10 protein-coding genes are annotated in these 13,458 nt (G+C 49.9%); 1 reads left to right on the top strand and 9 read right to left on the bottom strand.

All coding sequences use genetic code 11. The annotated features are described in order from the left end of the window. The coding region (locus HALTITAN_RS19375; protein ID WP_039860184.1) for a DUF4214 domain-containing protein at positions 1-372 on the top strand (372 nt) is incomplete at its 5' end. 192 nt (positions 373-564) lie between these two features. Here the strand turns inward: HALTITAN_RS19375 and HALTITAN_RS24560 are convergent. The 9 genes from HALTITAN_RS24560 to HALTITAN_RS19330 all read right to left on the bottom strand — a co-directional run bounded on the left by HALTITAN_RS24560 (position 565) and on the right by HALTITAN_RS19330 (position 13,403). Next, on the bottom strand, positions 565-2,085 hold the full coding sequence (locus HALTITAN_RS24560; protein ID WP_009288104.1) for a M14 family zinc carboxypeptidase: 1,521 nt from the start codon (positions 2,083-2,085) through the stop codon (positions 565-567). 387 nt (positions 2,086-2,472) lie between these two features. After that, entirely contained in the window at positions 2,473-2,685 is a 213-nt protein-coding gene (locus tag HALTITAN_RS19365) for a DUF6447 family protein (protein ID WP_022519984.1), read from the bottom strand. A 91-nt stretch (positions 2,686-2,776) separates the two neighbouring features. Continuing rightward, positions 2,777-3,073 (bottom strand): hypothetical protein, encoded by a 297-nt coding sequence (locus HALTITAN_RS25470; RefSeq protein ID WP_152419290.1) that lies wholly within the window; start codon positions 3,071-3,073, stop codon positions 2,777-2,779. 407 nt (positions 3,074-3,480) lie between these two features. After that, on the bottom strand, positions 3,481-5,151 hold the full coding sequence (locus tag HALTITAN_RS19355) for a DUF4214 domain-containing protein (protein WP_039860180.1): 1,671 nt from the start codon (positions 5,149-5,151) through the stop codon (positions 3,481-3,483). Positions 5,152-5,464: 313 nt separating this feature from the next. After that, the gene (locus tag HALTITAN_RS19350) at positions 5,465-6,217 is read right to left on the bottom strand and encodes a SapC family protein (protein WP_009288102.1); all 753 of its coding nucleotides are present in this window, start codon (positions 6,215-6,217) and stop codon (positions 5,465-5,467) included. 130 nt (positions 6,218-6,347) lie between these two features. Continuing rightward, a complete protein-coding gene (locus HALTITAN_RS19345; RefSeq protein WP_039860178.1) occupies positions 6,348-9,758 on the bottom strand; it encodes a DUF4214 domain-containing protein in 3,411 nt (1,136 codons plus the stop codon). 630 nt (positions 9,759-10,388) lie between these two features. Next, entirely contained in the window at positions 10,389-11,417 is a 1,029-nt protein-coding gene (locus HALTITAN_RS19340; RefSeq protein WP_009288101.1) for a glycosyltransferase family 4 protein, read from the bottom strand. Beyond that, entirely contained in the window at positions 11,414-12,214 is an 801-nt protein-coding gene (locus HALTITAN_RS19335) for a hypothetical protein (protein ID WP_009288100.1), read from the bottom strand. The genes HALTITAN_RS19340 and HALTITAN_RS19335 overlap by 4 nt, the downstream gene beginning before the upstream one ends. Next, complete coding sequence (locus tag HALTITAN_RS19330) at positions 12,201-13,403, bottom strand: ABC transporter ATP-binding protein (RefSeq protein WP_009288099.1); 1,203 nt, start codon at positions 13,401-13,403, stop codon at positions 12,201-12,203. The genes HALTITAN_RS19335 and HALTITAN_RS19330 overlap by 14 nt, the downstream gene beginning before the upstream one ends. Positions 13,404-13,458: the final 55 nt, after the last annotated feature.

The raw sequence follows: 13,458 nt of genomic DNA, 5'->3' as shown, positions 1-13,458 counted from the left end.
ACCGGCTTAGCCGGAGAGTCACCTAATGAGGCGACGTTTAATGAATGGCTGGAGAGTGGCCAAACGCCAGAAGCACTAGCGGCAAGCCTGCTAGAAAGCGAAGACTTGCTAACCACCGGAGAACCGATAGATTTTGAGATATTGATCGATACGCTTTATGAGCGGGTGCTAAATCGCTCACCGGACACCGCAGGTGAGCAGTATTGGCAAGAGGTGCTGCAAAACGGAGATGCCAGCCTGACTGAAATGGTGATGGCGTTTACTGACTCAAACGAGCACCAGCAGCTCAGTCGTTCAGAAGTGGATAATTATCTTGATGCCGCCAACCTGGTAGGCGTCGAAACTGACCTTGAGTCCTACCTGTTCGGCTAGGGCTATGGACTAACCCAACGGCACCGCAACTAAGTAAGTGGCGGTGCCGATTTCCTCCCGTCGCTCAATACATGCAGTTTTTTTGAGAGCCAAGTGGCTTGGTGAGGTAATAAAAAAGCTTCCCCTACTCAAACTCAGAGCTTATGGGGAAGCTTTTTTGATACTCAATCCTAATGGGCTACAAATCTATCCTTAAGCCACTAGCAATTCTTGGTGAAGAGGCTCAGAGGTGCCAATAATGGGCGTACTTTCCATCAGCGTATCCAGCCCTGCGACTATCTCGCCTTGATGAGACTCTTCACCCTCGCCTGCCCATTCGATCTCTTCAGCGTAAATCTCGTCAAATTCAATTCGCTCACCGCGCTCAGGTATCAGTGTTGCCAAAGCAGGATCAATGCTATCAAAACTGTTTTGCCCCATAGCCTCTACAACGCCTAGCATACTCAGTACGCCCTCAAGTACTATGGCACTAGAAACCGCATCAAAATCTAGCTCTAGCCCTTCCAGCGCTTTTAAGCTCAGCTCTTCCAGGCCCCGTTGCTCAATGAGGAGCGTAGGCACACCATCAATAGCAATTCCATTGCGTGCTATTTGTGGCGTGTCGCCACCGGGAAACAGTGACAAGTAGCCATAATCAAAATCATCGAGCCCTTGTGATATAGCTACCGCCGCTTGCTGTGCTGTTGCGGTAATGGTGGGATCGACGTCATCATTGGTTGGCCACAAGACTGACATCGTGTCGAGCTTGCCTGACTCGTTGATGTAGTTATTTTGGTTATGGTAATCAAGAATTAATTCAGGTTGAATCGCTTCGACCACCTGCCTAACAGCGGTGGTTTCTGGGATTAATGATGCATCAATCACTTCACTAGAATCCCAGGTACGGTTGAGGTCAATGTCCTCGGAGTTACGACGGGGATCGATGGTTGTTTCAGGGTCTAATTCACCTGCAACGAGCCCCTCCCAGCGCTCAAAACCGTCAGGGTTTACTCGTGGCATCACGGTTAACGTCACTTGCTCACGCAATGCTTGAGCAGCTTCACTGTCACCGCTCAGCCACTCTAGAAAATGCATGGCCGCCTCTGTCCCAGTTGGTTCATCACCATGCTGTTGGGTCACGATCATTAATTGGCGCGCCCCTTCGCCTACCGTGGCACTATATAAGGGCCTGCCTTCCAGCGACTCACCCGCCTGCTCTAAGCTCAACGTATCATAGGTGGCATCTAACGCTTCCAGGTCTTGATAAAGCTGTTCATTGCTGCGAAAGCCATCCTGCACAAGAGAGCGTTCTGCATCGTAACTATCAGCATCAACACTGGACGAATAAAAATTAGCAATAGAGGCATAGGCCTCGAGCGCCTCTGCATCTGTCGGGCTAGCGCCCCCAATTAGAGCCTGTAACAGCGCTTGGGGAGAGAGCCCAGCACTAGCCTGCTCCGACCAATATTCAATACCCTCTGCCTCTGCTTCACGAGCAAACAGGCTTTGATAAACTTCGTTTATCCACTCATTATCTTCCAGCCCTGACAGTTCAATGCGCCTTGCCTGGAACTCTTCAGACTGCAACATAAACGCCGACACACCATCCATATCCACTGAGCCGCTTTCTACCTGCTCTAGCCAATAATTAAACCCGTCTGGATCAGCCGCGCGCCCTAGGACACCCAAATAAAGAGTTTGTAGATTTTTTTCAATGGAAAGAGTTGTCATCATTAATGCCTCCAGGCATCACTACATATCGTTCCCTGTATCGCCGGTGGAGCGTCATTAGCGAAGCTGAAAATAGGCAGCTACCGCTAGTCACAGCACTTTACTAAGCACCTTTATATTTTTCACGCAGAAGGCTGAAAGTGACAGCCATCCTTTTCACACCCCTTTAAGGAATAGAGACAAGCACCCTATTTGTCAATATTCACCCTGGGCTTATGTGCTGGCTAAGTCATCGTCAGAGACCTCTATGCTCCAGCACGAGTATTTCTATCCTCTTTTTCATTACAGTATGGCTGGCTTCCACCTACCCAGAAGCACAATAAAAAAGCCAGTCAACATTAGCTGACTGGCTTGTAGATCAAGATGGCCATACCTGACCAATGTCTTCTTTTAGTGTGTCTTTTGCTCAGGAAGCTCATCTTTTAGCGCACGCGCGTAGGCTGTACGAGCCGTTTGGGCGATAGCTAACTGCTGATTCAAACGTTGAATTTCTTGATCAGTCACGCGCAGGTTGAGTAGCTGATTACGTGCATTTTCAGATAGATCTGACACATTGAATTCACTGCCGTCGATAGTAACGGTTTGTGCTTTATCCTTCGCCATACAAAGCTCCTTAGGGTAATACAAATTAGCGGTGAATTATTGCAGCTACGCGCATAAATGTCGAAGCGGTGTGCACCTAACAAACCTTCTACTACGCTGCTTTGGTATCAAGCGCTGTCAACAGCCCATCAATATCGGCCGTAACTGGCAACGCCTGAGATGGGCGACTAGGGTGGCGTAGCGAAAATTCTTTTAGCGTTTTAGCAGGCAGTGCGGCATCCAGCGTTGGCACGCCGACTTGCCAGACCAAATGCCTTTTGGTTGAGTGAGTGTCCTCCTCAACCACTCCCCAACCCACTACCCCATGACCTTTCACGTAGCATAGTACTCGATCATCTTGCCGGTAATCGTTAGTCGATTCAAAATCGCTCAGGCGAAATGTAGCCATTCTGATGGGCCAATGCTTTTGCGCCCATTCTTTTGAAACGCTTTGCCAGAAGTATCGGGGGGATTCGGATACCGAAGGCTGTCGATGAGGATCTGGCAACGCGCTTGCCAACAGTAATTGATAATGCTTGCGAGCGACATGGTGATGCGCCAACCGTTGATGGAGCTCTGCAATGTGCGCATCTACAAGGCCTAAATTGATCAGCTGTTTTCGCGCTTTGGCACTTAATGCCCACGTGGGGTAGCGACGCCCTTCAATAACGATACTTTTCGGTAATTTCGCCATCACTTCCCAATCTCGTCGCTTAAAATCAACGCGGCATTGTACTCAATTCAATCAGCACGGTAAAAAGATTCGTCCTGCGCCTCTGGCGTTAGTCAGTCGGATTCATTCAGTCGCTATGTTTTCTAGCCCAGCAGGTATGTCTCGATATCTTCCGGCACCCCAATAAGACCCTGCTCGTAATGCTGTTGAACATATGCATCAACATTAGCTTGAGTTGCATTGATGTATTCATCAGAATTCGTAAACGCTAACACCAAATCCCCCCCATCAAATGCCTCTTTTTGTAGTTGCGTCTGCCAATAGACGGCTCCCTCTGCATCTGGGGCACGTCCTAAAACCTGCTCATAGAGAGAGTCGATCAGCACCTCTGCCGTCGTCTCAGTTTGGCTATCCAAAAACTCACTGCTTGCAAAGAAGTCTGCAGCGGTAGACGTAAGTGATTTGCCACCTGCTAACGCTTCAAGCCAATAGTCGAAGCCTTCCTCATCAGGTTCTCTCCCTAGCACACCGGTATACAAACGTACCAATGCAGTAGCCAATTCCTCCTCAGCTGCCGTCGGCCGACTGTCAAACCCAAGCGCTTCTGGGTCTAAAGCCTGCAAATCAACGCCCCACATTAACAGCTTTGCCCCCTGAACCAGAGAGTAGCTACTGGTCACATACTCTGCCGAGTTGGTAAACGCTAACGCAATGTCTGCCAGCTCTACTTGCCCCCCTGCGAGCTGCTCTAACCAGTATGCCTGACCCGCTGAATCCGGATCGCGGCCAAGGACACTGTTATAAAGCGCCTCAATACGCCCCTGCATTCCACCGCCTAGCTGGTCTGACAAGTAGGTAAACTCTTCCGATACCACAAAGCTATCCGCCAAAACGCGTAAACTACTCCCCGCATTGAATTGTGATACCCAATACTCAACACCTTCTTTATCCGGCTCTCGCCCTAGCAGACCTGTATAGAGTCGTAGCACTGGATCGATAGTGCTTTCTAAACCAGGGTAGCGAAGTAGTTCATCTCGACTTTGCAGCGCTTGATCAAGCGTCTCAGACCACTCCCAACCCGCTGCAGCTAGCAGGGATTCAAACGTCTCCACATAAGACGCGCTATTCTCAACGTCTTGGCTTGACAGTGGAGAAATCAAGCTGTCATTATCTTTAATCCATTGATCAAGTGTTGCTAAGTGAGCACTCACGTCAGCCGCCCATTCATCAGTCGAAACGGCGCCTACTACCACTGGGCCGTCACTTGATGAGTACCATACTGGCCCACCGCTATTGCCAGGATTAATTTCAAAGTTCTTGAGGTCTATTAAGTCATAACCAGACATAAGTGTTGTGGCACTATTGTCTTCCATAAGCCTTGGGCCACTGGCATCACGATATACACCGGGATAACCTGTCACACGATAGGTCTCTCCAGAGGCATAATCCCCCAATGAAAACCAACCAATATCATCACCAATGGCATCGCCTAACGAGACTAAAGCAAGGTCATACTCGCTTTCGGACGGTGACAAAAACCCTGGTTCTTCAACATCTAACTCATAATAATTAAGCCCAGCCGCTTGAAAGGTGCCATAAGGACGTGCCCCACCATCGCGGCCAAACTCCACTTCTACATCAGTAGCAGCCCCCAATACGGGATCATAAAGCACATGGGCAGCCGTCAGTACATCGTTACGACCGACCAACGTACCCGAGCCTGAGACCCGTGTACCATCATGAAAGGTAGCTTCTAAGTAAGCCACGGCTGAGAAAGGAAAGGTATTGCTATCAGTACCAACATAACGGGTCATGGATAAACCTCTTTAACAAGCCAGTAATGGCTTACCTTATAAAGCAACATTGGACTGCTAAGAATATTTTCTACGCTGCGAGATGCCGCCTCATAACTTTTCGTTAAAAGCCAATAAAATTTTTCTGATATTCTCGGAATGAGCTTAATTATTCACCGCAACCCAATTATGCTGTTATCCCGTGCTGGGCATTACCAACATTGTATCTTTGCGTGTCTGTAATTGACAAAACGTTAGCTGTATAGCATACATTGTTTGAATGTCTAATAAGTAAACTCAAACAATGCAGAAACAAGCGCATGCAATTAAATTACTATCCAAAATCGAATTGCAGATCATCACTATCGTCTGCAAATAATTCATCGACTGATTCAGTCATGCCTATTTTGGCATGCAGTGCAGCACGCTGTGCCAACTGGTCATGCTGCGCCATGGAAAACATCTGACCATAGGCTACCGCCAAAGGCACTCCCTGCAGTTGATGCAACTGCTGCGCTGTCAATCTATTCAGGGCCTCCTCTTCGACTTTATAAAGCCCTTTAATGCCTGGCCCGTCTTCAGTAGTTTGCCATGGCTTCAAGATGCCCTGCTCAGCAAGTGTCTGGCAGGCAGTGTCAGTAAGGCGGCGGTTCTTGGCGCACTCACCAACGAAGTCGAGTTGCTGCCTTACCGACTCTGTCAGCTCTCCCTGCTCATCGAACAGTGGCTCCCCCCCCTGTTGCAACAGATGATCGGCATGGACTTGCAGCACCATTTCATCTGAGTCCTGCCGCCTCGCTACTGCAAAAGGATAACCACGAAAATGGGCGGGAACATACGTCCCTAGCCAACGACCATCCTCGGGGTGGATATAGTGGTGTGAATGCGCTGCTCGACCAAGCAACGCAACAAGATGATAGCGCTCTTCACGCTTAATAAAACCCATAACGAACTGCGTCAAAGCCTGTCGCAGTTCTCCTGCCAGAATCGGTGCTACTGCCTGATCCGCGGTGAACCGATAGTTCTGGCGCGGCGAATAACGCATGGATGCATGCTGTTGACGCGATAAAGTAACCCAATTTGACATGCTATCTCCTTTACAAGAAAACCCCGATCCAAGGATCGGGGTTCAGTTTATCCCATACGTATATCAACAAAGATATAACGTTTAGGAACCAGATGTCGGTACAAGACCGACACCTGGAGTGCGTCCGCTATTACGCAAGGTTAACAGCAGAAGCATCGATTTCGTTACCGAAATCAACGATACCAACCAGCGACGCATCAGTGAACTCGTTGGCGGTATTGGCGTCGTTGACACCAGAACCGGTCAGTTCGAACACTTTGTATTCGCCAGCGTTGTTATCGTTCTCGATCATCACTACAGATTTAACGGTATTGCCAACAAGGTCAGCTACATTGGCAGATACGTCGAGAGTACCGTCGACGATGCTGCCGTAACCAGCGTTGTTGCCGTTTTGGATAGCAGCCAACAGATTTTCTGCTGTCAAGCCACCCCAAGTCTCATCTGCAGCATTACCAGTACCAGCAGCAAAGTCGTTGATGGTGATAACGTTGTTAGCAGTAACGGTAGTTCCACCGTTAACGCCAACAGTAGCGAACGTATCACGCGACTCTGCAGAAGTGCTGCCCTGGAATTCTTCGTTGCCTAAGTAGGCAGTGAAGTCCAGAGTATCAGCGCCAGTGCTAGTGCCGTCGGCGTCGAAGTTAACAACGGTGTTACGATCGAAGTTATCTTCAAATACGATGGTTTCGTTGCTGACATCGTTAGTTGACAGAACGATAACATCGCCGCCAGAACCAGCATTGATTTCGTTGCCGGTGTTGTCAGCAGTAGAGGCTGTACCAGTATAGGTGTCAGCCTGAACGCCACCACCAGTACCGATACCGTTAATACCGTGAGCAGCGCTGGTAGAGCCATTCAATACGGCTTGAAGGTTAGCGTCAGTGCCGTCGAAGTTAGAGTCATTAGACTCTTCACGGATGGCAGACTCGAGACGACCTTTAGCCGAATCACTCATGCCGCTTACGCCAGCAGGTGACAAGGTGATTTGCAGATCATCGGCTTCAAACTGGCCATCAACCTGTGAACGGATCACGAGGCTGTTGTCTGGGCCGTTTTCAGCAACCAGCAGCTTGCTAAGCACTTTATGGTTGTTAACAACCTGTGCAATTGCAGCATTGATATCACGCTGATCACCGAAGACGCGGTCACCCAGGATATCGTTCAGGTTGATGATACCTTCGAAACCATTGTCGAAAGAATCAGCTGCAGCAGAAGTTACTGCACCACCAAGGCTAGCACCGGCCAGTGTTACAGTCAGCTGAGCGCCGTAAAGCACAGCAGGAATATCGTTGCCAGCAGGCGTGGTTTGACCAGAAGAGAGGCCAGCCGCATTGCCGCGTAGATCGTCGAACTCTGTATTTACAGTGTTAACCAACCACGTAGCAGCGAAAGCGCCATCGTTCTTCATCATAGATGCGCCGCTGTTGTCGCTGTAGATGGTGTCGTTGCCAGCACCAGTGCTGATCAATACACCGCCTGCACCTTCAGCCCAAACAACGTCATCGCCTTCACCAGTATTGATCACAACGTTGTGTTGCAGATCTTGCTGGTTAGGCAGACTGAAGTCGTCAGCGCCTTGAGCAATGGTGTGAACAGTATCGTTACCCGCACCTGTATTAATGCCCAAAGAGAAGCCGTTGAACTCAGCAGCTTTGTCGAGGGAGTAATCTACAGTGATGCTGTCGTTACTGGCACTGGTGTTATAGACGTGAGCCTTGTTTTCAGCGTTCGGCGCCCAGTCATTAGCAGTTGAATCCAAACCTGCTTGACCAGCTACAGAAAGGTTCTCGCCTGCAAAAGCAGTAGCGTCGAAGTTGTAGACATTGCCTACGTTTTCGATAGACAGGTCGCCTTCAGCAGCACCAGAAGTTACTTCGATCTGTTCGAAAGCAACAAGCTCAGATTGACCAGCTGCAGTCATGCCGTGAGCAGTAAGAACATTGTCTACCTTGCTGCTACGATCAACTTCCAGGTTCAGCTTCTCGATAACTTTCTGAGAGTTGGACATACCACCGATGATGGCATCGCCAGCTGTGGAGCCACGACCAGCGTTGTCGAGAATCAGGTTGGTTTCGATCAAGGTAGTGCTGACGTCCGGCTCAACCGGCTGTGCAGTACCGGCTACCAGGAATTCGTCGTCAACAGACTCAACGCTGTTGTAGTCGAAGCTAACGTCAGAGAATGCGTTACCTTCTGGATCGGTAACCAGGATTTCCTGGGCAGTGAACGGCAGGTTCACAGTGTTACCGGCTACAGTTACTTGGTTGTAAGGGTTAGCCAGTTCAACGTTGTAGCCATTAAGACCCAGCTCGTCCAACTGTGCTTTTACAGCTTCTTGCAAGCCAGCATAAGTACCGTCAGTAGAGCGCACGTCTTCTAGAACGTAGTCTTCACCGTCAACGCTGAAACCGATAGTCAGTTCAACGTTAGTTAGCGGCGTCTCAGGCGTTGCGGTGGTTACGTCAGCAACGCGAACCATCAACTGAGAGTTGCTCTGCTGAGGACCTTCTTTGGTCAGCGAGTTGGTATCGAATGCAGCACGCAGGTCGGAATCAGTATCAACACTGCGCATACCGAAAGTGATGTCTTTGGTGACGGACAGTTTGCTACCCAGACGCACGTCATCAATGAAGAGACCTGAACGATCGCTGTTGTCAGACCAGAACTCTTCAACGCTGTCCATACGACCAGCATCCAGAACCACGCCATCCAATGCTTCGATGTGTGTTTCTTCGATGTTAGTAGTACGCGGCGCGACATATAAAGCATCAGTACCGAAATTAACGTCTCCAGCATCTACTTTCTGATCGTTAATCAGGCTAGCTTCAATCTTGTCGCGACCAGCGCCGCCGTCAAGAATGTCACCAGTAGACAGTGCGTTGGAAACGGCACCGTTCTGGTTTTGACCAACGAGACCCACAAAGGTGTCGTCTGCGTCAGTACCAGTTAAATTATCGCGACCTTCAGTCAGGACGAACGTTTCGCCAGGATTAGAAGGCTCAGTCGGCTCTTCAGGTTCAGTCGGCTGAGGAATACCTGCAACAACTTCAGCGATGTCCAACTCGCCAAGGTCAGTGCTAGCGTCAATTCCGGCTAGGAATTCAGCAGCATAGTTATCAGCTGCGGTGCCTGACTGATCATCACCTGCCGCTTCGGTATAGAGGTCGGCTGCAGCAACTTTATTTGCCAGCGTATCGGCATCTGGCTCATCAGTGTTGGTTGCATTCTGTACGATGGTTAATGCAATGCTCGCCAAATCTTGCTCACCGCTTTCTAACTTCTCTACATAGAAAGCCAGGCCTTCAGCGTCAGCATCACGACCAAAAGACTGCTGATAAATGCCGTTTACCAGTTCTTCGTTTTCAAGGTCGCCAAAACGAGTGGTGTACTCTTCGGAAGTACCGAAAGCACCAACAACTGCTTGCGCGCCGCGGGCTTCAATTTCCTCTGCCCAGAATTCTAGACCCTCTGCATCAGCAGGGCGGCCATAATAGGCTACGTATAATTGTTGAGCCAGATTCAAATTCTCTTGTGTTGCCATGGGACTATAGTCTCCTTGCTTAAGAAAGATACCACCTACAAAGGCGGCTCTTATCACCTTGAGCGCTCAAGGTATTTTTAGGTTCCTTAAATAGCATAGTTTTCAGCGTACTGACTAAGCAGATTGGCTGATCCTCCTACACTACTAACATCAACTGGAACACGCCTAATGTAATGTCACACATCAAGATAAGTCAATTGCTGTGACCGTGGCAAGGTTGCAAAAGCAACACAGGCTACCCGTGTGAACACCTACTACAATAAGCACTCAACGTCAAAACCTACTACAGGGAACCCGTTTTAGGTTTTCGCGCTAACGTCGAGCCAGCTGTGTCAGAACCCTCGCGTGGAGTTTTTTACTAAACTCCACGTTTTCGAACACTGATCGCTAATAATCAGTATAAAGCGATGCGAGCAATTCTTGCAATACTTAGATTGAGAAGGCGCCCTCTTTAACTTGGTGCATAAACTCGTCTCAAAATAGCTACTTGAGCCTTTAGGTCAAATTCCGCTGGGCGTTTTATTGCTTTTTTTTGACAAATAACTGACCCAACGCAACCACTGCTGCGGTATCGAGCTACCGATCCAGTTCTCGCTTTGAGCTCAGCGCCCAACCGTTTGTTCGCCCCATTTATTCACTGTATACCAGCTTTGTGACAACTTGATGCCAAGAAATTTTCTCCGCGTAATAGGCCTCACGGCCTTGCTTACCCATTTGCTTAGCCTGAGCGCGGTGTGCATAAGCATCATCCAACGCCGCAGCGAGTGCCTGAGGGCATGGTTCGCATTTCCAGCCTGTCACGCCGTGCTCAACAAATGCTGTGGGGCCACCACTATCAGTGCAGGTAATGACGGGCTTGGAGGCTAGCATTGCTTCTAATGTGACATAACCATAATCTTCATCAAAGGGAGGAAACGCTACTGCTAACGCATGGGCGTATAGTGTGCGCTTCTCCTGCTCGGAAATATGCCCTAATAGCCGCACTCGGTTACCCAAACCTAAGCGCTCAATCAGTTCTTCAAGCTGGCGACGCTGACTGCCTTCACCGGTGAGCAATAACTTTATGGGCGTCCGGGTGTTCGCCATGGCCTCTATCAATAGCATCTGACGTTTCAGCGGCTCCAGTCGGCTAGGGTAAAATGCATAGCCCCAGTCATCACCGCAGGTAAAGTGTTCAGCTTGGTGAGGAGGATGGTACAACGGTTCCGCCATTAAGCCGTTATAATAGTGCAAGCGTTCGGCCACACGGGGGGAGTTGGCAAACAGGTGTTTGGCCCCACTAAGGTGGCGCCGGTCAAACGCTTCTACCTGGGGTTTTAATGCGGCCAGTGCGGGACTTGCCTGTTTGGGGTCGTAAAGCTCATAGCAAACGCGGTGCTGATGCATTAACCAAACCACATGTGCGTGGTGGTGTAAGCCATAGGTAGGAAATTGCAGGCTGATAACACGATCAACCAACACGTCGTTTGGAGCAGTAAGGTCGAGTTGCTCAGCAAACATCATTTGGCGTTCAATCTGTGTTTCGCCATAGTGAAACGGTAGGCGTAGGCATTCCACTTGGTGCCCATAACGCCTTAGCGCCGCCACTAATCCTTCCACATGATAGTTGGCACCGCCGGCGATAAAAGGCGTATGGTTAGCTGTCACGAGTAGCTTCACGGTGCTTCCTTGTGGTTGGCCTTTAACCCTCGTAGAGCATCGCGCAACAGTTTAATCATGGCAGCAGCCTGTTCGTCGCTTAGCCATTTAATCGGTGGCTTTGCTTGCGATGATGCCGCTTGTGATAATGATGCTCCCGGTCGTGAAGTATCTGGCAGTGCAATGCCGAGAGTCATCATTTTTTGTTGTATATCAGCCATTTCAGTGAGCGTTATAGCTAACGCTTGATACTCCTCACGGCGCTGCCCTTGATGAACTAAAATATCATAAAATTCGCCCTCTTCTTTCCAGCGTTGTTGATAACGGCGCCACAGTAAGTTGACAATCACTTTCCACCCCCACAACCCCCTACGGCAAACGCCAGACAGCGCCGTTAACCGCCGATGCCAGCGGTTGAGCCGGAGCAGTCCACGGGGCAACTCTAGCCGCTCCTGCTTTATGTAGTCTTGGGTTTCAGTCGCTTGCAGCAGAATCATTAACGTGGCAACTCGACCTTCACGGGCTGCAAGCTCGCTATGATAACGAGCCCCTTGCTGGTCTGGCATACGCCCCATTAGGAAGCTATAGGCGCGTTCGACAAATGCCTGGTCATCTAGATGAGCACTCAATAGCTCGGCTAGGCGCGGCGCACGAGGATCGTAAAGTCGATGTTGTTGTGTTTGCAAAATAGGCACAAGGCGCTGCTGCCATAACCAGAGCCAGCTTTCAATTGCCAGCGAATCTTGTGTATCCGCCAACATCGCTTGATCTTTGAGACGCTTAACCAACGTGTCTATATCCTGCTCAACATTTGTCATGCTGGCGGCCTATTTCAAAAGCGCAGTCTAGGCGACACATACCTGAAAACTTGCTGAACCGGTAGCCCGCCACTTCAAAGGTATCGAGACTGTCATGCCACCAGTAACAGTTTTCCAGGTGGTGGTCACTTGAATGAAGTGCGGCAGAGAGGGTGTACTTGCCGGGTGCGATGTTGGCCTTAATACGCACTACTACATCGAGCTCCTCACCTTCACTCATGACCAGTGTTTGCTTGTGCTGATGGGTATTTTGGCCGAACACATCCTGCCCGTACCGATCGCGCAACAGTACTCCAAGGGCGATGTCATCAAGTGCAGCGCTGGCCTTTAAGCGCAAATGAATTTCCAGTGTTTCGCCACTAGCAAGCATTGAGCTTTGGCTATCTTGCCCCTGTACATGGCAGTGGGTTACCACGACTTCTTGGGTACCGAAGGCACCGGATTCACCTTCTCGCAGGTCATCGCCTTCTGCCTGCTCGGCCATAATTCGGTTGTAATGATTAACAGCGCCTTCCGGGTCGCCGTTATGAATTAAACGCCCTCCTTCTAATACAATCGCGCGGTCGCAAAGTACTTTGACTGCATTGAGGTCGTGGGACACAAACATTATAGCGCCGCCCTCTTGCTTAAATTGGCGGATACGCTGAATGCACTTTTGTTGAAAGTAGCCATCTCCAACCGAAAGCGCTTCATCGACTAAAAAGCAGGCGGGATCGGCGTGAATGGCAATGGCAAAGCCTAGCCGCATGACCATGCCGGAGGAGTATGTCCGCAGTGGTTCATGGATATACTCGCCTAGCTCACAGAACTCGATGATGGCGTCTCTGTGACGCTCGATGTCCCCATGCGTCATACCCAGCATCAGTGCATTGATAGTGATATTGTCGATGCCGCTGAGCTCTGAATTAAAGCCAGTACCAAGCTCTAGAAGCCCGGTTACTCGACCATCGATCTGTAAGCTGCCTGCGTCAGGCATCAATACGCCAGTGAGCAGTTTTAGCAGCGTCGACTTGCCCGCGCCGTTGCGTCCTAATACGCCAAGCACTTCACCTTCTGCCACCTCGAAGCTGACGCCGTCCAAGGCGGTATGCTGGGTATGGTGACTCTTGCCAGTAAGGGCTTCTTTCAAGCGTTCGCGCGGTGAGGCAAACAATTTGAAGGATTTATGCAGGTCTTTAACAACAATCACTGTTATCTCCAGAAACGCTGCACGCGGCTAGCACACATGGCTAACACACGTCGCT

Source organism: Vreelandella titanicae BH1, from assembly GCF_000336575.1.
GTDB lineage: Bacteria > Pseudomonadota > Gammaproteobacteria > Pseudomonadales > Halomonadaceae > Vreelandella > Vreelandella titanicae.
Note: the sequence above shows the minus strand (reverse complement) of the source record. Positions and strands in the feature narration are given on the sequence as shown.